Below are 21,074 nucleotides of genomic sequence, written 5' to 3'. Positions count from 1 at the left end.
CTGGACGTGTTGGGGTTCAAGAGCTGGGACGAGCGTGCCAGGCAAGTAGGCACAGTATACGTGGGGGGTGGGAAAGGAAGATGCGTGGGGGGATGTGTGGCTCGCGGGTTTCCCAGCTTCAAGGGGGGATGGTGCCTTTCTCGATGGAATGCAGAGGAGACAACAAGCCAGCACTTACGCTGGAGAGGCCATTCCAGCCTGCTCAGGATCAGATCACCGATTCATAAACGGAAAGATGCTTGACGATTTCTGGAAGCCGTTGCTTGAGCAAGGTATCCAGCAGCTCGCGAGGCGTGTGTGTAGGGTTCTTCAAAAAAGCACGCTGTTTCTGAACGGCTTCAAGCACGGCTGCCTGATCCAGGTCCCAGATGTCGGAAAGAAAAACATCGGGATGCAGGGCCTCGATATCGAAGCGCCTCAGGATCTGTGCAGGGAAATCCTTGAGGTTATAGGTCACGATGACCGATGCACCGCATTTGATGGCAGCAGCCAAAACGTGTCGGTCATCTTGATCAGGGAGCTCGATCCCTTGAATCAATGACTCATGGTCAACTACCAGGCAATCAGGAATTACCTGGTTCATGAGTTCAACGGTTCGATTGAGCTGCGCTTCTGCCAGATCGGGACGGTTTTTCAGCACATTGCGTGTCCACTCGTTGTGAATCTGTTCAGACCAGCGTGCGCGATAGACGCCCGTCAGAGCCAGGTGCATCAACAGATCGCGTAAAGGGGCTGGATACAGTACACAGGCATCGTAGATGACGGTGAAGGACGAGCGCCTCATTGATACCCCATGTCGAGTGCTTGGGCTTGCGCAGCCAATTCCTCCATGGCGGCCTGGCTTGCCTTGTTGCGATCCGCCTTGTAAGCCATGAGGTCGGTGAACTTTATGCGACGGTGGCTACCGGTCTTTGTGTGCGGAATCTGTCCCTCGTCCAACAGCTTGACCAGATGAGGTCGTGAGACATTGAGCATGTCGGCGCCTTCCTGAGTCGTCAGCTCCGCGTGGATCGGTACGACCTCTACGGCGTTGCCCAAGGCCAGCTCGCTGAGGATGTCGCCGAGTAATTTGAGCGCGAACGTGGGGAGTTCGACACTCTGACGTTGCTGGGCGTCATCAACCAGTTCGATACGTTGAGTCTCCAGCTTCGTAGAAACGAAAGCCGCAATCTGTCGGCTTGATTCAGTCGCTGCAGCGATTGCTTTTTCATCTGGGAGGAGGCCTCGAACAGGGTCTGCGGTAGCCATGGCGTGTCTCCAAAGAAGCGGCTTGAATGCTTGGGCTCATAGGGCTGGCAGCAACTTTATAATCGAAATAAACGAAACAGGCAACGACTGAGACACTGCTGCTGCGAAAGGAGGATCATCTCGACCCTCCCTTCGCAGGCCTGGCATGTCAGGCCTGCGAAGGGCGGGCGCAGAAATACTCGACGACCTCCACGTTTGTAAAAGTACCTAGCGCAGGAGATTGGTCTTCGCCAAGTCCAGCACCTCGTCACCGCGCCCGCTCATCACTGCCTTGAGCATGTACAGGCTGAAGCCCTTGGCCTGCTCCAGCTTGATCGCCGGGGGCATGACCAATTCCTGAGTGGCGGTGACCACGTCGATCAATACCGGGCCGTCGTGCGCAAGAGCACGGCGCAGGGCCTCCTCCAGGTCTTCCGAGCGCTCCACACGAATCCCCAGGATGCCCATCGCGTTGGACATGGCGGCGAAATCGGGGTTGCGCAGCTCGGTGCCGGTGTCGAGGTAGCCCGCTGCCTTCATTTCCATGGCGACGAACCCCAGTGAGGCGTTGTTGAACACAATCACCTTCACGGGCAATTGCAGCTGTGCGAGCGAAATGAAGTCACCCATCAACATGCTGAAACCCCCGTCGCCACTCATCGAGATGACCTGGCGACCCGGGAAGGCGGCCTGCGCGCCCATCGCCTGCGGCATGGCATTGGCCATCGAGCCGTGGTTGAACGAGCCGACCAGGCGGCGCTGCCCGTTCATCTTCAGGTAGCGCGCGGCCCAGACGGTGGGCGAGCCGACGTCGGCGGTGAAGATCGCGTCTTCGCTGGCCAGCTCGCTGAGCAGGCGCGTGACGTATTGCGGATGGATCGGCCGGTCACCCTTGGACGGCACCGCCAGATCGTCCAGCCCTTCGCGGGCCTTGCCGTAGGCTTTCAGCGCGCCGTCCAGGAAACGGCGGTCGGTCTTGCGCGTCAGGCGTGGCAGCAGTGCGGTGAGGGTTTCACCGACATCGGCAGCGATGCCCAGCGACAGGGTCGCGCGTCGCCCCAGCGCCTGCGGGTCACGGTCGATCTGGACGATCCTGGCGTCGCTCGGGAAGAACTGCCGGTAGGGGAAGTCGGTACCCAGCATCACCAGCGTGTCGCAGCCCAGCATCGCGTGATAACCCGAGCTGAAGCCGATCAGTCCCGTCATGCCGACGTCGAAGGGGTTGCCCCACTCCACATGCTCCTTGCCGCGCAGCGCATGGACCACCGGCGCGCCGAGCGCATCGGCCAGAGCCACCACCTGGTCATGGGCGCCCGCACAGCCGCTGCCGCACAGCAAGGTCACCTTGTGGCTGTCTTCCAGCAAGTCAGTCAGGCGCTGCAGGTCGACGTCCGTGGGCAGGATGCGCGGCTGCTGCAACGCGGGCCAGGTTGCTGGCTTTTCCTCGACCTCCAGCAGCGACACGTCACCGGGAATCACCACCACCGCCACACCACGATTGAGAATGGCCGAGCGCATGGCACGGTGCAGCACCTGCGGCATCTGCGCCGGGTTGCTGACCAGCTCGATGAAATGGCTGCATTCCTTGAACAGCTCCTGCGGATGGGTTTCCTGGAAGTAGTTCAGGCCGATCTCCGACGAGGGGATCTGCGCGGCGATGGCCAGCACGGGCACCCGGTTGCGGTGGCAATCGAACAGGCCGTTGATCAGGTGCAGGTTACCCGGCCCGCAGCTGCCCGCGCACACCGTCAACTCCCCGGTCACCGCCGCCTCGGCACCAGCGGCGAAGGCCGCGACTTCTTCGTGGCGCACGTGCATCCACTCGATGCTGTCCATGCTCCGCAGGGCGTCGGTCAGGCCGTTGAGGCTGTCGCCGGTGAGGCCCCAAATCCGTTTGATACCGGCCTGCTCGAGGGTCGAGGCCAGTTGCTGGGCCATGTTGATCTTTGCCATGAAAACTCCTGGTGCGAAGGGAAGGAAGTGATCGATGGAGTAGAGACAGGGGCGTGGTGAGGGGTGTTCGTTTGGGTGTGTGAAGGAATCGTCATGTGGTGTGCAGCGCTTGTGGACCTGTCGCCAAATGCCTGCGCGTGTGGTGGTCGTCAGGCTACCGCTCCGGGCAGGAGCGGGTCCACCCGTGCACATGGGCGCAGCCGTGCCACGCGCTGCGCTGCATTCAGTGGCTGGCGTGCTTGAGCTCGGTGAGGGCGAGGAACACGGTAGGCCCATTACCCGACGATGCCGCCCGATAGCAGCCCAGCGCGCCCAGGTGCTGCACGGCAATGGCCGCCAGCTGCCAGGCCATGGACTCGTCCTCCAGGCTGAACGCCTCTTCGGCACCGAAGAAGTCCATTCCCGTACTTGTTGCCAGCTCCTTCAAGACCAGTGCGCGTTCACGCAGCGGCTCAGGTATCGAAGGGTTGCTCCAGGCCCACTTCCAGCTCGAATGTGCAGGTGAGAACGAGCCGATGTTGAGGATTTGCCCCTCGACGGCCAGGCGGTCCTGCTCATCGAAGAACTGCACGGTGGCCGTCTCCTGATCGAGCGACCAGCGTGCCATGTCGCCCAATGCGTATTGATCGTGCAGCGCTTGCTGCTTGTCCATTAGTGCGTTCATGGACGTGTCTAGCAGGTGTTCGAAGGCGTGTTCCGACATGGGGCTTCCTTGCATGTCTGTTTAGGGTGTGGGGAGTTTGGCACAGGGCTGTGCGTTGCGTCCTGCGGAGATGGTCTGAGGCTTGCTGGATCTAGGCGGCTTCGCGGCACTGTACGAAACTTCAGGAAATCTGATACGGCCCGGCTGGCGGCTGTCGAATTTCGACGGAACGCCATAACGTAAAAACCCGCCAGAAGGCGGGTTTTACGGGAGGCCAGAGATGTTGGTAGCCTTAGCTAGGACCTGAACTGGTGCCGGAGACAGGAATCGAACCTGCGACCTTCGCGTTACGAGTGCGCTGCTCTACCGACTGAGCTACACCGGCGTGGAGGCAAACCTACCACTCCCGGCCCGTTTACGCAAATCCTTGTTCCCTCTCGATTTATTCTCCGTCCCCTGCCCCCTCACGCCCCCGTGCACCCCTTCGGCGCATGGTCGGCCTCCAGCGTGGTCGTGCACCGCCAGCCGCTGGCGCTGCGGTTCAGCGTCAACGCCTTGCCCGTCACGTTGCCAGGCCCGTCGATCAGCGTGCAGCTGAGCGTCGCCGTCCCGGCAGCGGCGTTGCCCGTGGCAGTGATGGTGCAGTGCGCGGTGGTGCCCTGCCCGCCCAGGCTGGCGGCGTCGGACACGTCCTGGCCTTGGGCCAAACGCAACTCCATCGGGGTCTTGAGGGCAGCGATTTCCATCAGGCCGGCGGTGGCCTTAGTACGGGACTGGTGGTCGGTGTACAGGGGGACGGCGAGGGTGGCGAGGATGCCGATGATCGCCACGACGATCATCAATTCGATCAAGGTGATGCCGCGTTGTCCTTGCATGCGGGAAAGCTCCTGGCGGTGTAGTGAAGCGAACGACGGTGGTCGACCCGGCGGGTGGAACACGGCGTGGCCGATACCTTTTGTCACGCCTGGACGAAGGGCCGTCGGGCTGGCTGGACTACTCTAGTGGGCGCTGAGCGACAGGGGCATTTGAAGCTGTTACGGCGGTTGTCGCAAGGTGATGTCGAGGGGCAGGCCTGAGGGCCGACAAGGGCGTCGAGCTTGGATCGCTGGCAGGTCGGCGCACCCTGGCCGCGCACGGTGTCGCGTGCGGTCGATGAGGTGGCGTCTGCCCTGTGTGGAAGGGGCGTAGAGGAGATCGTTCATGGATGAACGCAATCGTGTCTTCGTGTGGCAAGGGGTGGATGCGGCGGGGGTCGCGCTCAAGGGGCAGCGGTCAGGCCGTAGCGCGGCGCTGGTGCGGGCCTTGCTGACACGCGAGGGGATCCGGGTGACGCGGGTGAGCACGGCGCCACCTGCCTGGTTGCGGTGGCCGATACGGCAGGGCCGGGTGGACCCGGCGGGGTTCAGCCGGCAACTGGCGACGATGCTCAAGGCCGGGATACCGCTGTTGCAGGCTTTCGAGGTGATGAGCCGCACCACCACCGAGCCCACGCGCGCGACGCTGTTGTCGAGCCTCACGCGTGAGGTGGCGGGTGGCCTGGGGCTGGCCGAGGCGATGCAACGGCACCCGGTGTGGTTCGATGCGCTGTACTGCAACCTGGTGCGGGTGGGCGAACAGTCAGGAACGCTGGACCGGCAACTGGAGCAGCTGGCCGACATGCTCGAGCAGCGTCAGGCGATGATCAGGCAATTGCGCAAGGCGATGCTCTATCCGGCGCTGTTGTTGCTGGTGGGGCTGGGCGTGTCGGCGCTGCTGTTGCTGGAGGTGGTGCCGCGGTTCCAGGGGCTGTTCGCCGGGCTGGGGGGTGAGCTGCCGCCGTTCACGCAGTGGGTGATCGCCGCGTCCGAGGGGCTGGCAGGCGCACTGGGGTGGCTGCTGGCGGCGCTGGCAGGCAGCTTGGCCGGCGCGCGAGCGGCGTGGCGACGGCGCCCCGAGGTACGCCTGTGGACGATGCGCGCGGTGCTGCGCGTGCCGGTGTTCGGTGCCCTGCTGAGCCAGGCGGCGCTGGCACGGTTCGCACGCGGCCTGGCGACGACCTACGCGGCCGGGGTGCCGTTGCTGGATGCGCTCGGCACGGTGGCCAGGGCCTGTGGCGACCCGTTGCACGAGCAGGCGATCCTGGCGCTGCGCCAGGCCATGGGCAATGGCCAGAGCCTGCAAGGGGCGATGGTCGGCGAGCCGTTGTTCACGCCCTTGCTGGTGCAGATGGTCGCGATCGGTGAGAGCAGCGGCCGGCTCGACGACATGCTCGAACGGGCGGCGCAGCATTACGAGGACCAGGCCCGACAAACGATGGAACAGTTGACCGGCTTGCTGGAGCCCACGATTGTGCTGATCCTTGGCGTCGTGGTGGGCGGTCTGGTGATCGCCATGTACCTGCCCATTTTCCAGCTGAGCGCACTGATGTGATGAACGAGGCATGGACTTTTCTCGCGCAGCGACCAGGGGCTTTCCTGGCCATGGCGACCCTGCTCGGGCTGCTGGCGGGCAGCGCGCTGAACGTGGTGACCTGTCGGCTGCCGGCGCTGCTCAAGCGCCACTGGGAGGACGAGGCCCGGGCGCTGCTGGGGCTTGCGCCCACCGTGCATGCGCGCTGCGATACATGGCTGCCAGCCTCGCATTGCCCAGGCTGCGACCGTCGCCTGCTGGCCTGGCAGCGCATCGCCTGGCTCAGCTACCTGCCAAGGCGCCAGCGTTGCGACCGGTGTGGCCAGCCTGTCGCCGGGCGGCGTGCTTCGATGGAGCTGGGCTGCGCGGCGCTGACCGGGGTGGTGGCCTGGTCCCTGGGCCCTGGCGAACAGGCCGTGGCCTTGGCCGTGCTGACCTGGTGCCTGCTGGCGCTGAGCGTGATCGATGCGCGGCATCAGGTGCTGCCGGACGTGCTGGTGCTGCCGATGCTTTGGCTGGGCCTGATCGTCAATGCGCTGGGGTTGTTCGTGCCGCTGCACGGGGCGCTCTGGGGCGCGGTGGCAGGCTACCTGTCGTTGTGGACGGTGTTCTGGCTGTTCAAGCTGATCACGGGCAAGGACGGCATGGGCCATGGCGACTTCAAGCTGTTGGCGCTGATCGGCGCCTGGGGCGGCTGGCAGGTGTTGCCGCTGACGCTGGTGCTGTCGTCGCTGCTCGGTGCGGTGGCAGGGCTGTGGTTGCTGCGTCGGCCAGGCGTGGTGCTGGGGACGGTGATGCCCTTTGGTCCTTATCTGGCCATCGCGGGGTGGATTGCCGTGCTCTGGGGTGATGAAATAGGCGCCTCTTACCTGCAACTGATCGGATTTCGATGACGACCCTCGGCACTACCCCCTGGATACTTGGCCTGACGGGCGGCATCGGCAGCGGCAAGAGCGCCGCCGCGCACCGGCTGGTCGAACTGGGCGTGCACCTGGTGGACGCCGACCAGGCGGCGCGCTGGGTGGTCGAGCCTGGGCGCCCGGCCCTGGCGAGCATCGTCGAGCGGTTCGGCACGGGCGTCCTGCAAGCGGACGGGCAGCTCGACCGGGCTTCCCTGCGGCAGTTGATCTTCGCCGACCCGGTACAGCGGCAATGGCTCGAAGCGCTGCTGCACCCGCTGATCGGGCAGGAGATCTTCAGCTACCTGGCCAAGGCGCAATCGCCGTACGCGGTGTACGTCTCGCCCCTGCTGATCGAATCCGGCCAGTACCGCAAGACCCAGCGCGTGCTGGTGATCGACACGCCGCGCGAACTGCAGGTGCAGCGTACTTTGCAGCGCGATGGCACCACACCGGAACAGGTGCAGGCGATCCTGGCGGCGCAGCTGTCGCGTGAAGCGCGCTTGCAGCATGCCGACGACGTCGTGACCAACGACCGTGACCTGGCGTGGCTGCACGCGCAGATCGATCGCCTGCACGATTTTTACCTGACTTTACGAGGAGGCCAGCCATGAGCCAGCCCATGACCGTTGAATGCCCCACGTGCGGCGCGCCCGTGGAATGGAAGGAGGCCAATGCGTTTCGGCCGTTCTGCTCGGACCGCTGCAAGCTGATCGACCTGGGGGCCTGGGCCGCCGAGGACCACAAGATTGCCGGGGCGGCGGAGTCCGAGGATGAACTGTATTCGGGGGATCTGGAGCCTCGGCACTGAGAAGGTGAGGGCTACCGGTAGCTTGGCTTTGGTCAGGTAACGGGTTGGCTGATGGTATGGGCCCTGCGGGCCCAATCGCGGCACGGGGGCCGCTCCCACATGGGACCGCGATTGCCTACGATGCCGTGGTGCGGCTACGGGGTGAGCGGCCCCTGTGCCTCGATTGGGCCCGCCAGGGCCCATTTTCACCTCGACCTCGCGATCGGACTCGAAAGGCCCATGAAGTCCATCGCCCTCTACACGCCTACCCCACCGTCTCACTCACCGCTCGCCCTCATACCGTCACAGTTTGCGACTACGCTGTGTACATGGATGACTCAGATTACCTGCGCCTGCTCACCATCCAGGCCGAGCAGGCCAACGCCTTCCTCTCCAATGCCCGCAAATGGGAGCGTGAGCGTTGGGTCTGCCAGCGCCTGCTGCAAGGCCTGAACATCGCCTACCGCAGCGAAGACTTCACCCCCGCCGAGCAGGAGCCGCCGGACGTGCTGTTCCGGGACGCGGCGTTCGAGGTGTTCTTCGTGCTGGACGAAGGGCGGCGCCTGAACGATGAGTGGCGCGAGGAGTTGCAGCGACGCCGCAGTGCCTTCTCCCTCAGCCAGCTGGTGCGCCGCGAAGCGCGTCCCCGGCGGATCAGCGCGGCGGAGCTGCTGCAACGGCTGGCACCGACCCTGCGCAAGAAGGCCCACAACTACCGCGAGCGCGGCCTGGACCTGGGCACGCTGGACATCATCGCCTTCACCAGCCTCAAGCGCGAAGTGCTCGACCTCAACAGCCACTTCCCGCCGCCGACCGAGTACCTGCGTCAAGGCTGGCGTTCGCTGTCGCTGGTCGGCCCGACCTTCGCCCGTGTGCTGTTCGCCCACCCCGGCGCGCCGGACTTTCTGCGTGCCAACCTGGGCCGCAGCATCCTCTTCGATGTCGGCATCAGCCTGTGAGCCTCTGCCGCCTCGACGCGCGATAGCGTACACTCTGCCGCATTAAGGACGTTCACGCTCCCCGGTCGAGCCCCTGCGCCAACGCCCGAGGTCGCGCCTGCACGTCCCAGTGCCCATTCGACGAGGCCCCGCATGACCAGTCGCCTGTCTCCACGAGACCCGCGTCCTGTCGTTGACCACCGCCCCTCCCCTCGGCCCTGTGCCGGGCATGCGCCTGCAGGGCGTCTGTCGTGCCCTGCGCGCTCATGCGCCGTGGTCGGGTCGGGCCTCGTTTCGCCGTCGCCCCAGTGGACAGGTGCTCTGAGCCGCCTTGCGCTCGCCCTCCGCTGCCGGACGCCATGGCCGGCCTTCCAGGCCACGCATTCCTTTAACCTTACGAGACTCTCCCATGACACATCGCATCGTGATCGTCGGCGGCGGCGCCGGCGGCCTGGAACTGGCGACTCACCTGGGCAAACGCCTGGGCAAGCGCAAGCAGGCCGACATCACCCTGGTCGACGCCAACCTGACGCACATCTGGAAGCCGCTGCTGCATGAAGTGGCTGCCGGCTCGCTGAACTCTTCGGAAGACGAGCTGAACTACGTGGCCCAGGCCAAGTGGAACCACTTCAACTTCCAGCTCGGGCGCATGAGCGGGCTGGACCGCCAGGCCAAGCAGATCCAGTTGGCCGCCACCCTGGACGAAGACGGGCGTGAACTGCTGCCGGCGCGCGTGCTGGGCTACGACACCCTGGTCATCGCCGTGGGCAGCAACACCAACGACTTCGGCACCCTGGGCGCGGCGCAGCACTGCCTGTTCCTGGACACCCGCAAGCAGGCCGAGCGCTTCCACCAGCAACTGCTCAACCACTACCTGCGCGCCCATGCCGGCGATGTCGCCAGCGAGAAGATCAGCGTGGCCATCGTCGGCGCGGGCGCCACGGGGGTCGAGCTGGCCGCCGAGCTGCACCATGCGGCCCATGAGCTGGCCGCGTACGGTCTGGACAGCATCCAGCCCCAGGACATGCACATCACCGTGATCGAAGCGGGCCCGCGCGTGCTGCCGGCCCTGCCAGAGCGCATCAGCAAGCCGGTGCACAAGACCCTGGAGAAGCTGGGCATCACCGTGATGACCAATGCCGCGGTCAGCGAAGTCACCGAAGACGGCCTCAAGACCGCCAGCGGCGAGGTGATCCAGGCGCGCTTCAAGGTCTGGGCGGCGGGCATCCGTGCGCCGGCCTTCCTCAAGGACATCGACGGCCTGGAAACCAACCGCATCAACCAGCTGGTGGTGCGCCCGACCTTGCAGACCACGCTCGACGACGACATCTTCGCCTTCGGTGACTGCGCGGCCTGCCCGCAGCCGGACAGCGATCGCAACGTGCCACCGCGCGCCCAGGCCGCGCACCAACAGGCCTCGCTGCTGGTCAAGAGCCTGAAGGCGCGTCTGGAAGGCAAGCCGCTGCCGACCTACGCCTACCGTGACTACGGCTCGCTGGTCTCGCTGTCGCGCTTCTCGGCAGTGGGCAACCTGATGGGCAATCTGACCGGCAGCGTGATGCTCGAAGGCTGGCTGGCGCGGATGTTCTACGTGTCGTTGTACCGCATGCACCAGATGGCGCTGTACGGCACCTTTCGCACCCTCATGCTGATGCTGGGCAGCCGTATCGGCCGCGGCACCGAGCCACGCTTGAAACTGCACTGACCTGCGCGGCGGGCAGCGTCGAGGCTGCCCGCCCTGCCCGGTCTGGGGTCAGGACGCCAACGGTCGTGGCTGCCGGCCCTTGCCAAGCAGCACCCCCATCGCGATCCATACCGCGACGCACAGCACCAGGCACAGCACGTTGGTGCCATCCCAGCCCACGCTGCTGAACAGCAGCGAAGGCGCGAAGGCGCCCACGGTCGCGCTCAGGGCGATCACCAGGTCGTTCTTGCCCTGCATCTGGAACGCCACCGGGCTGCCGTGCAACGCCTGGGTCAGCAGCGCCCCGCCACCCACGTAGGTCAGGTTCCAGCCCAGCCCGAGCACCACCAGCGACAGGGTCATCAGCCCATGGCCACCCCCGGCCAGGTTGAGCGCCATGCAGCCCAGCAGCAAGGCGAAGCCCGTGTGCAGCGTGGTCTTGATCCCGAGCCGCCGGATGATGTGCCCGGTGAAGAAGGACGGCGCGAACATGGCGATCACGTGCCACTGGATCGCCAGACGAATGTCGGCGAAGTCCGCGTGCAGGTGCCGCATGTGCATCGAGGCCTGGATCATCAGCAGGTTCATGACGCCATACCCGATGCCGGCCACGGCCATGGCCACGGCGATGTCCGGCGTCACCCGCCCGGCCTCGGCCGAGGCGGCAGGCTGCTGACGCTGGGCTAGCTGCGGCGCGTCCGCCGGCAGGCAGACCGCCAGCAACCCGGATACCACGGCCAGCCCGATGAAGGCGGCGTAGCACAACGAAAACACCGGGAAGCCCGCCACGCCCCTCAAGGCCTCCGTCAGCAGCGGCCCGAACACGGCCGCCAGCACGCCGCCGGCCACCACCAGCGACAATGCCTTGGGCTTGAGCGAAGGCGCCAGGTGGTCGGTCGCGGCGAACCGGTTGAAGTTGGCGAAGGCAATGTAGACGCCCAGCGCCGCATGGCTGAGCACCAGAAGCGAGAACTGCTGGTGTGCGATCGCGAGGTACCCCGTCACGCCCGCGACCAGCAAGGGGATGGTGCCCAGCAGGAAGGCTTTCTTGCGGCCGATCGACGCCATCAGCCGGGCCGCCGGGTACGTCGCCAGCAGTACGAAGAGGAACTGACACCCATAGGGCACGGTGGCCCAGGCGGCGCTGGGGGCGAGCGCCGAGCCGACGATGGCGGCCATGGTGACCGACATGACCGCAGCCGTCAGGTTGATCGACTGCGCGGCGAAGTACAGGTAGGTGCGGCGGGGCAACGCGTCGGTCATGGCAGAGGCTCGTGCAGGTCGAGCGACGGAGTGTCGCTGTACAGGGCTCATGATCCCACCGTGCGCGCAGTGATCGGCGCACAGTCGACAAGCGTCCTCGCTAACTGTTAGCGTGCTTTTCCTAACAGCTGGCCTGCCCCGTGATGCCCATGAGCCCAGACACCTTCTACCTGTCCTTGAAGCGACGCCTCCAGGCAGGCGAATGGGTGGCCGGCCAACGGCTGCCCTCGATCCGCACGTTCGTCGCCGGCCAGGATGCCAGCTACCACACCGTGGTGCGTGCCTGCGCGCGACTGGTCAGCGAAGGCCTGCTGATCGCCCAGCCGGGGCGTGGCTATTTCGTCGCGGGCCAGGCTGCCGCCGCCGAACCCCTGACGCCTGAATTCACCGTCAGCGACCCCTTGTTCAAGCTGCTGCAAGGGGGGCCGCAGTACACCAAGCTGGGCTGCGGCTGGCTACCGGCCGCCTGGCGCGACACCGACCTGCTGACCAAGGCGATCCGTCGAACGGCACGCCTGGAGCAAAGCGCGCTGGTGGAATACGGCGACATCTCTGGCCACCTCCCCCTGCGCAAGCAGCTCAGCGTGCACCTCAAGCGCATGACCCGCGTCGAGGCCTGCCCGAGCCAGATCCTCACCACCTTGGGCGCCACCCAGGCACTGGACCTGGTGGCCAGGCTGCTGATCACGCCGGGCGATCGGGTGTTCGTCGACGAGCCGTGCAACGGCAACCTGATCAAGCTCCTGCAACTGGCCGGCGCGCAGGTGATCGGCATCCCGCGCCTGCAGGACGGCCCCGACGTCACGGTCATGGCGCAGCACCTGGCCCAGTACCGGGTGAAGGCGTTCTTCTGCAACAGCACCTTCCACAACCCCACCGGCGGCAACATCGCGCCGCACACCGCCTTCAAGGTGCTGGGCCTGGCCGTGGCCCATGACCTGGTGGTGGTGGAGGACGACGTCTACGGCGACTTCAGCACCACCCCGCGCCAGACCCTGGCCGAACTCGATGCGCTGGACCGGGTGATCTACATCGGCAGTTTCTCCAAGTGCCTGTCGGCGTCGCTGCGCGTGGGCTACATCGCCTGCGCCCGTGACTTCATCGAACCGTTGACCCGCTTGAAGCTGCTGACCTGCGTGGCCGTGCCGGCGTTCTGCGAACGCTTCGTCAACACCATCCTGGCCGACGGTACCTATGCCGGACACATGAAGGACCTGCAGCAAAAGCTCATCACCCGTCAGGCCCAGACCCAGCGCGCCCTGCGCACGCACGGCTGGACCTTCGACATCGTGCCCGCAGGCGGCATGTTCCTGTGGGCCTCCCACCCCGCGCTACCGGACCTGCAGCCGTTCATGCAGGCCCTGGAACGCCAGCGCGTGCTGCTGATGCCCGGCTCGTCCTTCTCGGTGACCCGCGACTACCGCCACCTCGCCCGCATCAACTGCACCCATTTCACGCCCGCGCTGGAGGGGTTCTTTGCGGTGGATCCGGTGGGTTAGGGAGGGCTGCAAGCTGCAAGCAGACTGCAGTGGCGCGACAGCCCTGCCCAGCCTGGCGCTTGTCGCTCGCCCCTCAGAACCGCCCCAACCGGTAGGCCGCCAGCCCCTCCCCGTTCGCCTGTTCGGCCAGACGGCCGATCCATTCGGCGGTCACGGCGGCCTGGGTCAGCCCCAGGTGCTGGTGGCCGAACGCCAACAGCACGCGGCCGTCGCAGACCCGGTCGATGACCGGGAGCGAATCCGGCAGCGACGGGCGAAACCCCATCCACGGCGTGGCGTCGCGTGCGTCGAGCGCCTGCCGGAACAGCCCATCGCTCAGGCGGTGCAACTGCCAGGCGCGCTGCATGTTCGCCGGCGCATGCAGTCCGGCGAACTCCACCGTGCCGGCCAGGCGCAGCCCTTCGGTCATGGGCGTCATGATGAACTTGCGCTCCAGCGAGGTGACCGCGAACGGCAGGCGCTGGTGCTCGTGGGGCAGCATCAGGTGGTAGCCGCGCTCGGTGTCCAGCGGCACCCGGATGCCGGTGAGCGCCTGGGTCAGGTGCGCGGAGTGCGCGCCGCAGCTGATCAGCACCTGGCGTGCCGTCAGCACCCCTTGGTCGCTGCGCAGGCTGACCCCGTCGCCGTGCAGCCAGCCGTCGTCGACCTGGGCCTGGAGAAAGCGCACACCGCTGGCCTGGGCGGCGGCAAACAGCTCGCGCACCACACGGTAGGGGTCGAGAAAGTGGCCGGTGCGCGGGAAGTACAGCCCACCGCGCACCGCCTGGCTGAGCTGAGGCGCGACCGCCTGGACCGCCTCGGCTGCCCAGGCCTGCACCGGCACGCCGTGCTGCTGCAGGCGTGTGCGCAACGCCTCGAGCACTGGCTGTGATTCGGCCCGCTCGAACACCAGCAGCGAGCCGTCCTCGCGAAACAGGTCGCTGCGGTCGATGGACGCCAACAACCGCTGCCAGGCCGCCAGGCTGGCTTCGTTCAGCGTGCGCAGACCGGCCACGCTGCGCCGAAACGGCGCCGGGCGCAGGTTGAGCAGCAACCGGGCGAACCAGGGCGTGGCCTGGGGCAGGTATTTCCAGTCCAGGCGCAGTGGCCCCATCGGGTCGCGCAGCATGCCGGGCAAGCGCGCGAGGATCGACAGGTCGGCGATCGGAAACACCTGTTCGGTGGCCAGGTGTCCGGCGTTGCCGAAGGAGGCGCCCTGGCCCGGCGCCTGCCGGTCGATCAGGGTCACCTGACGGCCCTGGCGCGCCAGCTGCAGGGCACAGGCGACGCCGACGATGCCGGCGCCGACCACGAGCAGGTCATGGGCGGGATGAGGGTCGCGCATCGGTCAGCCTTCCCGTTCGCCGTCGAGCAGACGCCGCAGATGCAGCGGGTTGCCAGGCTTGAGCGCTTCCGGCAGCAGGGCCTCGGGGAAGCCTTGGTAGCACACCGGACGCAGGAAGCGCAGGATGGCCGCCGTGCCCACCGAGGTGCTGCGCGCATCGGACGTGGCCGGGAACGGCCCGCCGTGCACCATGGCATCGCACACCTCGACCCCGGTGGGCCAGCCATTGACCAGGATACGCCCGGCCTTGCGCTCCAGCGTCGGCAGCAGGGCCTGCGCACGGGCCAGGTCGTCGTCGTCCAGATGCAAGGTCGCAGTCAACTGACCGTCCAGGTGCTCAGCGACCTGCCGCATCTGCTCGTCGCTGTCGCAGGTGACCAGCAAGGCCGTTGCGCCGAAGACTTCAGCCTGCAACGCAGGTTCGTCGAGAAACGCCTGGGCCTGGGTGACGAACAGGTGCGCCTGGCCCTGGTTCGGCCCGGTGCCAGGCTGCCCCTGGGCGATCAGCTCGGCCTGGGCCTGTGCGCCCAAGGCCTCCACACCGGCCTGGTACGCGCCGTGGATGCCTGGCGTGAGCATGGTCTGCGCAGCGCTCTGGTGCAGCGGTTCGCTCGCACAGGCGACGAACCGCTGCAGAGCCGGCCCCTGCCGTGCGATCACCAGCCCCGGGTTGGTGCAGAACTGCCCGGCGCCCTGGATCAACGAGGCGACGAACCCCTGCGCCAACGCCTCGGCCTGCGCGCTCAACGCCGCCTCGAAGAGGAACACCGGGTTGATCGAGCTCATCTCCGCATAGACGGGGATCGGCTCGGGACGCGCCTGCGCGGCCTGGCACAAGGCAAGGCCACCACTGCGCGAGCCGGTGAAGCCGACGGCCTTGATGCGCGGGTCGCTGACCAGCGCGATCCCGACCTCGCGACCGGACCCATGAAGCAGGGAAAACACCCCTTCCGGCAGGCCGCAGGCCTGCACGGCACGGGCCACGGCCTGGCCGACCAGCTCGCTGGTGCCGGGGTGGGCGCCATGGGCCTTGACCACCACCGGGCAGCCGGCCGCCAGGGCCGAGGCGGTATCGCCCCCGGCCACCGAGAAGGCCAGGGGGAAATTGCTGGCGCCGAACACGGCGACCGGGCCCAGCGCGACCTGTCGCTGGCGCAGATCGGGCCGGGCCAGCGGCTGGCGCTCGGGCTGCGCGGTGTCGACACGCACGTCGAGCCACTCACCGGCCCGAACGACGCGGGCGAACGTGCGCAATTGACCGCAGGTCCGGGCACGCTCGCCCTGAAGACGTGCGGTGGGCAAACCGGTTTCGGCAGCGGCGCGCTCGATCAGGGCATCGCCCAAGGCCTCGATTTCGTGGGCGATGGTGTCGAGAAATCGCGCGCGGTCCTCCAGCGACGTCTCGCGGTAGCGGTCGAACGCCGACCAGGCCAGGGCGCAGGCACGCGCCACATGGTCGGCGTCGCCGCCGCGATAGGCGGGCGCCAGCACCTGGCCAGTGCTCGGGTCGATGCCGTGGATGGCCTCGCGGTTCCCGGCCACGGGTGTCTGGCCGATCAGCATGTTGCCTGTCAGGGTCATGGAGCCTCCGGGGGAATTCAAGGGCGTCTGGGGCCGCCTGACGGCCCCGCGGCGTCAGGCGACGTTCTGTTGCGCCGACCAGTCGGCGTACCAGCTGCGGAACAGGCCGTACTGCTGCTCGGCGTAGTGGCGCTGGGCATCGCTGAGCGCATCGCTGGCGTTGAAATGCAGGCTGTACTCGGTGTCGCCGTTGAGCACCATCAGGTGCTTGTAGTACAGCACCAGGTCGCAGCCTTCATCGAACGACGAGAGCACCGCCAGGGCGGCTTCCAGCTCCCGGGCCAGGCGCCGGGCGCGGGCATCGCCCTTGGCCGCCTGCTTGCTCAGGCTCACCAGGTGCAGCACTTCGCGCGGCAGGGCATTGCCGATGCCGGTGATGGCGCCGGTCGCGTTGCAATTGACGAAACCGTGCACGACCTGGGTGTCGACCCCGACCATCAAGGTCACGTCGTCGTCCTGGGAAGTGATGTGTTCGGCGGCGTAGCGCAGGTCGGCGCCACCGCCGAACTCCTTGAAGCCGATCAGGTTGGGGAACTCACGGCGCAGCGCGAAGAACAGGTCGGCGCGGGTGGCGAACCCGTAGTAGGGGCTGTTGTAGATCACCGCAGGCAGCGCAGGCGCCGCGGCCAGAATGGCGGAAAAATGATGCCGTTGGGCGATGGGCGAAGCGCCACGGCTGAGCACGCGCGGGATGACCATCAGGCCGGCAGCGCCGACCCGGGCTGCATGGGCCGCATGGGACACCGCCTCGCGGGTGTTGACCGCCCCGGTGCCGACGATGGTCGGCACGCCGGCAGCCACCAGGCGCGCTACGCCTTCCTGGCGCTCGGCCTCGGTCAGCAGCGGCCAGTCGCCCATCGAGCCGCAGTACACCACCGCGCTCATGCCCGCCTCGATCAGCTCGCGGCCCTTGCGCACCAGGGCGTCGAAGTCTGGGGTGCGGTCCGCGGTGCAGGGGGTCATCAGGGCGGGCATGGTGCCCGTGAAGATGCTGGTGTTCATCGTTGTCGCTCCTCGTGGTCGTGTGGGAAGGCCGGGGTCAGATGCCCCAGGCGAAAGGGTCTTGCTCGTCGATCAGCAGCGTGCTGTCGGCGGTCATGTGCGCCCGGCCGGTGATGAACGGGCGAATGCGCTCGCCGTCGCGCTCGTAACGGCCCTGGAACTGGCTGCCGGTGATGCTGGCCTGAACCCAGGCCTGGCCGGGAGCCAGCTTGCCGTCGGCGGCCAGGCAGGCCAGCTTGGCGCTGGTGCCGGTGCCGCAGGGCGAGCGGTCGTAGGCCTTGCCGGGGCACATCACGAAATTGCGGCTGTCAGCCTCGGCGTCGTCGGCGAACAGCTCGACATGGTCGATGGGCGCGCCGTGCTCGCCGGTGATGCCTTGGTCGGCCAGTGCCTGGAGCAAGGCCCAGGTGTAGGCGGTGAGCGCGTCGCGGTTGTCCAGCGTGAGCCGCTGGCCATGCTCGGCGACCAGGAAGAACCAGTTGCCACCCCAGGCGACGTCGCCGTGCACCACCCCGTGGCCCGGCAGCTCGACGGCCACCTGCCGGCGGTAGCGGTAGGACGGCACGTTGCCGACGGTGACGGCACCATCCGCATGCAGGGTGGCGCTCACCTGGCCGACAGGCGTGTCGATCAGGTGCACGCCGGGATCGATCAGCCCCAGGTGCTGCAGCGAGGCGATCAGGCCGATGGTGCCGTGGCCGCACATGTTCAGGTAACCGGCGTTGTTGAAGAAGATCACCCCGCACGTGGCCTCGGGCGACACCGGTGGGCAATGCAGCGCGCCCACCAGCACCTCGTTGCCCCGTGGCTCCAGCAGGCAGGCACGCCGCCAGTGGTCGTGCTGCTCGCGCAGTTCGTCGCGCTGCTGGGCCATGTCACGCCCGTGCAGGGCGGGAAAGCCGCTCATGACCAGGCGCGTGGGCTCACCGCCGGTGTGGGAGTCGATGACGTGGATGCGTTTCATAAGCCTGTCCTGTGCAAGAAGCTCAAGCGGTTCGAGAGGCGACGGCCGCGGTGCGTGGCGCATCTGCCCGCTCGGCGTCGGTTTCGCTTTCGTCGTCGTTGTCCAGGCGCACCAGGTGCGCCGGTACACCGGTGGCCGCGCCCCAGTAGTAGATGCCCAGGGCGCAGACGGCCACGATCACCGTGTCCGCCGGGTGGCCAATGACACCCAGGCCACCGAAGCTGCCCAGCCAGGACAGCAGGATGGTCACCGCGTAGAAGCCGATCAGCCAGGCCGAGCTGCGCACCTGCTGGGCCAGCGACAGGTGATGGGTGGGGACGAAGCGCGCGCACAGCAGGTACAGCCCGAACATCACGATCTGCAGGGCCAGCAGCCAGGACACGGTCTTCCACCCGGACCAGTACACGATCAGCGCGGCGATGATGAACGACAGCGGGCCGAGCACCCCCATGCCCATGACCCGGAACGGGCGCGGCAGGTCGGGGGCATTGCGGCGCAGTGCGGCGACGGTGACCGGGGCCACGGCGTAGCTCAGCACCAGCGCGGCCGACACCACGTTGATCAGCGCTTCCCAGGACGGGAACGGCAGCGTCCAGAACACCGACAGGCCGAAGGTCAGCCACAGGGCCGGCCGCGGGATGCCGGACTCGGCGTCGATGCGGGTGAAATAGCGGAAGAAGGTCCCGGTCTGTGCCCAGCCGTAGATCACCCGTGGGGTGGCGTTCATGTAGATGTTGCCGCAGCCGCTCGGCGAGATCACCGCATCGGCCACCACCAGGTACGCCAGCCAGCCCACGCCCAGGGCCAGGGCGATGTCGCGGTACGGCAGCGCCAGCGCCTGGGTCACGCCTGCCCAGCCATTGGCCAGCATCTCGGTCGGTACGCTGCCGAGGAAGGCCAGTTGCAGCAGGGCGTAGATCGCCGTGGACAGCAGCACCGAAAGGATCAGCGCGATGGGGATGGTGCGCTGCGGGTTCTTCACTTCGCTGGCGACCGAAATGATCGGGGTCAGCCCGAGGTAGGCGAAGATGATGCCGCCGGCCGACACGGCCATTTCCACACCGGACAGACCGAACGGGGCAAAGCCCTGGACCTCGAAGTTTTCCGGCTTGAAGAAGGTGAACAGCACGCCGATCACCAGCAGCGGCACGATGAACTTGAAGACGCTGATCAGGTTGTTGGCCTTGGCGAAGGTCTTCACGCTGCGGTAGTTGAGGAAGAAGAACAGCCCCAGCAAGGCGAACTGCACCAGCCACCCCAGGACGGTCGGGTCGCTGGAGCCGGTCTTGGTCAGCGCCGGGAACCAGGCGGCGGCGTACTGCCGTGAGGCGACCACTTCGATGGCGATCAGGCTGGAGAAGGCGATCAGGGTGATGAAGCCCATCAGATAGCCGAGCAAGGGGCCGTGGGAGTACACCGGATAGCGCACCACGCCGCCGGCGCGTGGCAAGGCGGCGCCCAGCTCGCAGTAGACGATGCCCAGCAACAGCACGGCGAAGCCGCCCAGGAACCAGGAGAGGATGCCGGCCGGACCGGCGATGGCCGAGACGTGGCTGGCGGCGAACAGCCAGCCGGAGCCGAAGATGGCGCCCAGGCCGATGAAGGTGAGGTCCAGCAAGGACAGCTGTTTCTTGAATTTGCCTGACATGGGTTCGCCTTTTTGTTGGTTATTGGATAGGCAGGTCTGTCACGAAAACGGTATGGCGTGCCGCGTTGTGGTGGGAAGGGGCGGCTTGCGTGGGACATAGCGTGAACCGAAGCGCGGTCCGGTTCTTGATACTTTTGCGCGCGAGAGATGACGAAATCGGCACAGTGTTGGAAAAGGCTGGCGCTCGCATGGGCCGCATGGCTAGGCTGTAACCCACGTCGTACAAGGGCTGCGGTGTCGGATCAGAGGCACGCGCGGCCCCTGGTGCTCCCCTGCCCTCGCCCGGACGTTCGCGCACAGCCTTGCCCATCACCGAGACCTTTACCATGTCCGCCAGCGCACTGAATCAGCTCTACCGCGGCCTGGCGCAGCATCGACCCGTCTCGCTCGACACGCTGCTGGGCGGTGTCGCCCTGTTGCTGCCCATCCTCGACGCCCTGCCCAATGCCGCGATCTTCATCAAGGACCTGGAGGCCCGTTACGTGCTGGCCAATCACACCCTGGTACGGCGCTGCGGCCTCAAGGACCTGGCGCCCCTGCTGGGCAAGACCAGTGCCGAGGTATTCCCGGCGCAACTGGGGCCGGGCTACACCGAGCAGGATCGTCGCGTGCTCGAACATGGCTGGGTCCTGGAGGACCAATTGGAGCTGCACCTGTATGGCACCCGGGAACCGGGCTGGTGCCTGACCCACAAGCGCCCGCTGCACGGCGCGAGCGGCGCCATCATCGGCCTGGTCGGCACTTCGGTCGACCTCGAGTCGGCGGCCGACACGCACCCGGCGTACCAGCGCCTGGCGGCGGTGGACGAACACATTCGCCAGCACTTTCACCAGCCGATCAGCCTGCGCGAGCTGACACGCATCGCGGGTTTGTCGGTGGCCCAGCTGGAGCGCTACTGCAAACGGATCTTCCACCTCACCCCGCGACAGATGATCCACAAGGCGCGCCTGGAGCATGCGCACCGGTTGTTGCACACCGAGGTGCCGATCACCGAGGTGGCGATGCAGTGTGGTTATACGGATCACAGTGCGTTCAGCCGCCAGTTCAAGCAGCTCACGGGGTTTACGCCGCGGCAGTATCGGCAGGCGACGGGGGTTGGGTGAGAGGCAAGGGAGGGGGTGGGAGAGAGGCCGCTGCGCGGCCTATCGCGGCACAGGGGCCGCTCCTTGTATCTCGACTTTTGCCTCATTGCAGGCCAAAGTTCTCGACTGATCATCGAGGGAAGGCCATGAAGCAGAGCCGCTCCTAGGGCATCGAGCCCGCATTGTAGA

At 66.7% G+C, this 21,074-nt stretch carries 19 protein-coding genes and 1 tRNA gene; 8 read left to right on the top strand and 12 right to left on the bottom strand.

Annotated features, from left to right (window positions below):
- Positions 1–208: 208 nt before the first annotated feature.
- The 6 genes from G7Z99_RS13775 to G7Z99_RS13750 form a co-directional block, all read right to left on the bottom strand.
- On the bottom strand, positions 209–784 hold the full coding sequence (locus tag G7Z99_RS13775) for a PIN domain-containing protein (protein ID WP_181094679.1): 576 nt from the start codon (positions 782–784) through the stop codon (positions 209–211).
- Entirely contained in the window at positions 781–1,248 is a 468-nt protein-coding gene (locus G7Z99_RS13770) for a helix-turn-helix domain-containing protein (RefSeq protein WP_181094677.1), read from the bottom strand. Before G7Z99_RS13770 ends, G7Z99_RS13775 begins: the two co-directional genes overlap by 4 nt.
- A gap of 207 nt (positions 1,249–1,455) precedes the next feature.
- On the bottom strand, positions 1,456–3,180 hold the full coding sequence (gene poxB, locus G7Z99_RS13765) for a ubiquinone-dependent pyruvate dehydrogenase (RefSeq protein ID WP_219854219.1): 1,725 nt from the start codon (positions 3,178–3,180) through the stop codon (positions 1,456–1,458).
- Positions 3,181–3,403: 223 nt separating this feature from the next.
- Positions 3,404–3,883 (bottom strand): DUF6882 domain-containing protein, encoded by a 480-nt coding sequence (locus G7Z99_RS13760; RefSeq protein ID WP_181094675.1) that lies wholly within the window; start codon positions 3,881–3,883, stop codon positions 3,404–3,406.
- 249 nt (positions 3,884–4,132) lie between these two features.
- Positions 4,133–4,208 (bottom strand) — tRNA-Thr (locus tag G7Z99_RS13755).
- 79 nt (positions 4,209–4,287) lie between these two features.
- Positions 4,288–4,698 (bottom strand): pilin, encoded by a 411-nt coding sequence (locus tag G7Z99_RS13750; protein ID WP_181094673.1) that lies wholly within the window; start codon positions 4,696–4,698, stop codon positions 4,288–4,290.
- A 325-nt stretch (positions 4,699–5,023) separates the two neighbouring features.
- On the opposite strand from G7Z99_RS13750, the gene G7Z99_RS13745 reads away from it, so the two are divergent.
- The 6 genes from G7Z99_RS13745 to G7Z99_RS13720 all read left to right on the top strand — a co-directional run bounded on the left by G7Z99_RS13745 (position 5,024) and on the right by G7Z99_RS13720 (position 10,543).
- Positions 5,024–6,232 carry a type II secretion system F family protein gene (locus G7Z99_RS13745; RefSeq protein ID WP_181094671.1) on the top strand — a complete coding sequence of 403 codons (1,209 nt, stop codon included), beginning with the start codon at positions 5,024–5,026 and terminating at the stop codon, positions 6,230–6,232.
- Between the two features lie 50 nt (positions 6,233–6,282).
- Positions 6,283–7,104 carry a prepilin peptidase gene (locus G7Z99_RS13740; RefSeq protein WP_375139159.1) on the top strand — a complete coding sequence of 274 codons (822 nt, stop codon included), beginning with the start codon at positions 6,283–6,285 and terminating at the stop codon, positions 7,102–7,104.
- Positions 7,101–7,724: a dephospho-CoA kinase gene (gene coaE / locus G7Z99_RS13735; protein ID WP_181094667.1), complete on the top strand. Its 624-nt coding sequence runs from the start codon at positions 7,101–7,103 to the stop codon at positions 7,722–7,724. The genes G7Z99_RS13740 and coaE overlap by 4 nt, the downstream gene beginning before the upstream one ends.
- Positions 7,721–7,921 carry a DNA gyrase inhibitor YacG gene (yacG, locus tag G7Z99_RS13730; RefSeq protein WP_181094665.1) on the top strand — a complete coding sequence of 67 codons (201 nt, stop codon included), beginning with the start codon at positions 7,721–7,723 and terminating at the stop codon, positions 7,919–7,921. The genes coaE and yacG overlap by 4 nt, the downstream gene beginning before the upstream one ends.
- A 308-nt stretch (positions 7,922–8,229) precedes the next feature.
- Positions 8,230–8,859: a DUF1780 domain-containing protein gene (locus G7Z99_RS13725; protein ID WP_181094663.1), complete on the top strand. Its 630-nt coding sequence runs from the start codon at positions 8,230–8,232 to the stop codon at positions 8,857–8,859.
- Positions 8,860–9,247: 388 nt separating this feature from the next.
- Positions 9,248–10,543, top strand: coding sequence for an NAD(P)/FAD-dependent oxidoreductase (locus G7Z99_RS13720; RefSeq protein ID WP_181094661.1), 1,296 nt, complete (start codon positions 9,248–9,250; stop codon positions 10,541–10,543).
- A 48-nt stretch (positions 10,544–10,591) separates the two neighbouring features.
- Here G7Z99_RS13720 and G7Z99_RS13715 read toward each other — a convergent pair whose 3' ends face one another.
- Positions 10,592–11,785 (bottom strand): MFS transporter, encoded by a 1,194-nt coding sequence (locus tag G7Z99_RS13715; RefSeq protein ID WP_181094659.1) that lies wholly within the window; start codon positions 11,783–11,785, stop codon positions 10,592–10,594.
- 149 nt (positions 11,786–11,934) lie between these two features.
- On the opposite strand from G7Z99_RS13715, the gene G7Z99_RS13710 reads away from it, so the two are divergent.
- Positions 11,935–13,284, top strand: coding sequence for an aminotransferase-like domain-containing protein (locus G7Z99_RS13710; protein ID WP_181094657.1), 1,350 nt, complete (start codon positions 11,935–11,937; stop codon positions 13,282–13,284).
- 73 nt (positions 13,285–13,357) lie between these two features.
- Here the strand turns inward: G7Z99_RS13710 and G7Z99_RS13705 are convergent, their stop codons facing one another.
- Genes G7Z99_RS13705 through G7Z99_RS13685 form a run of 5 tightly spaced genes read right to left on the bottom strand, consistent with a single transcriptional unit; the run spans position 13,358 to position 19,803 of the window.
- On the bottom strand, positions 13,358–14,608 hold the full coding sequence (locus G7Z99_RS13705; RefSeq protein ID WP_181094655.1) for an NAD(P)/FAD-dependent oxidoreductase: 1,251 nt from the start codon (positions 14,606–14,608) through the stop codon (positions 13,358–13,360).
- A gap of 3 nt (positions 14,609–14,611) precedes the next feature.
- A complete protein-coding gene (locus tag G7Z99_RS13700; protein WP_181094653.1) occupies positions 14,612–16,189 on the bottom strand; it encodes an aldehyde dehydrogenase (NADP(+)) in 1,578 nt (525 codons plus the stop codon).
- Positions 16,190–16,243: 54 nt separating this feature from the next.
- Positions 16,244–17,191, bottom strand: coding sequence for a dihydrodipicolinate synthase family protein (locus tag G7Z99_RS13695; RefSeq protein WP_181094652.1), 948 nt, complete (start codon positions 17,189–17,191; stop codon positions 16,244–16,246).
- A 37-nt stretch (positions 17,192–17,228) separates the two neighbouring features.
- Entirely contained in the window at positions 17,229–18,155 is a 927-nt protein-coding gene (locus G7Z99_RS13690) for a 4-hydroxyproline epimerase (protein ID WP_181094651.1), read from the bottom strand.
- A 22-nt stretch (positions 18,156–18,177) separates the two neighbouring features.
- Entirely contained in the window at positions 18,178–19,803 is a 1,626-nt protein-coding gene (locus G7Z99_RS13685; protein WP_181094650.1) for an APC family permease, read from the bottom strand.
- Positions 19,804–20,129: 326 nt separating this feature from the next.
- On the opposite strand from G7Z99_RS13685, the gene G7Z99_RS13680 reads away from it, so the two are divergent.
- Complete coding sequence (locus G7Z99_RS13680) at positions 20,130–20,906, top strand: helix-turn-helix transcriptional regulator (protein ID WP_181094649.1); 777 nt, start codon at positions 20,130–20,132, stop codon at positions 20,904–20,906.
- Positions 20,907–21,074 lie beyond the last annotated feature (168 nt).

Source organism: Pseudomonas entomophila, assembly GCF_013523165.1.
GTDB lineage: Bacteria > Pseudomonadota > Gammaproteobacteria > Pseudomonadales > Pseudomonadaceae > Aquipseudomonas > Aquipseudomonas entomophila_A.
Note: the sequence above shows the minus strand (reverse complement) of the source record. Positions and strands in the feature narration are given on the sequence as shown.

Bases quoted from the DNA above. Each gene is read 5' to 3' on its own strand.
- G7Z99_RS13775 (WP_181094679.1), bottom strand. From the start codon at position 784: ATGAGGCGCTCGTCCTTCACCGTCATCTACGATGCCTGTGTACTGTAT.
- G7Z99_RS13770 (WP_181094677.1), bottom strand. From the start codon at position 1,248: ATGGCTACCGCAGACCCTGTTCGAGGCCTCCTCCCAGATGAAAAAGCA.
- poxB (WP_219854219.1), bottom strand. From the start codon at position 3,180: ATGGCAAAGATCAACATGGCCCAGCAACTGGCCTCGACCCTCGAGCAG.
- G7Z99_RS13760 (WP_181094675.1), bottom strand. From the start codon at position 3,883: ATGTCGGAACACGCCTTCGAACACCTGCTAGACACGTCCATGAACGCA.
- G7Z99_RS13750 (WP_181094673.1), bottom strand. From the start codon at position 4,698: ATGCAAGGACAACGCGGCATCACCTTGATCGAATTGATGATCGTCGTG.
- G7Z99_RS13745 (WP_181094671.1), top strand. From the start codon at position 5,024: ATGGATGAACGCAATCGTGTCTTCGTGTGGCAAGGGGTGGATGCGGCG.
- G7Z99_RS13740 (WP_375139159.1), top strand. From the start codon at position 6,283: ATGGCGACCCTGCTCGGGCTGCTGGCGGGCAGCGCGCTGAACGTGGTG.
- coaE (WP_181094667.1), top strand. From the start codon at position 7,101: ATGACGACCCTCGGCACTACCCCCTGGATACTTGGCCTGACGGGCGGC.
- yacG (WP_181094665.1), top strand. From the start codon at position 7,721: ATGAGCCAGCCCATGACCGTTGAATGCCCCACGTGCGGCGCGCCCGTG.
- G7Z99_RS13725 (WP_181094663.1), top strand. From the start codon at position 8,230: ATGGATGACTCAGATTACCTGCGCCTGCTCACCATCCAGGCCGAGCAG.
- G7Z99_RS13720 (WP_181094661.1), top strand. From the start codon at position 9,248: ATGACACATCGCATCGTGATCGTCGGCGGCGGCGCCGGCGGCCTGGAA.
- G7Z99_RS13715 (WP_181094659.1), bottom strand. From the start codon at position 11,785: ATGACCGACGCGTTGCCCCGCCGCACCTACCTGTACTTCGCCGCGCAG.
- G7Z99_RS13710 (WP_181094657.1), top strand. From the start codon at position 11,935: ATGAGCCCAGACACCTTCTACCTGTCCTTGAAGCGACGCCTCCAGGCA.
- G7Z99_RS13705 (WP_181094655.1), bottom strand. From the start codon at position 14,608: ATGCGCGACCCTCATCCCGCCCATGACCTGCTCGTGGTCGGCGCCGGC.
- G7Z99_RS13700 (WP_181094653.1), bottom strand. From the start codon at position 16,189: ATGACCCTGACAGGCAACATGCTGATCGGCCAGACACCCGTGGCCGGG.
- G7Z99_RS13695 (WP_181094652.1), bottom strand. From the start codon at position 17,191: ATGAACACCAGCATCTTCACGGGCACCATGCCCGCCCTGATGACCCCC.
- G7Z99_RS13690 (WP_181094651.1), bottom strand. From the start codon at position 18,155: ATGAAACGCATCCACGTCATCGACTCCCACACCGGCGGTGAGCCCACG.
- G7Z99_RS13685 (WP_181094650.1), bottom strand. From the start codon at position 19,803: ATGTCAGGCAAATTCAAGAAACAGCTGTCCTTGCTGGACCTCACCTTC.
- G7Z99_RS13680 (WP_181094649.1), top strand. From the start codon at position 20,130: ATGTCCGCCAGCGCACTGAATCAGCTCTACCGCGGCCTGGCGCAGCAT.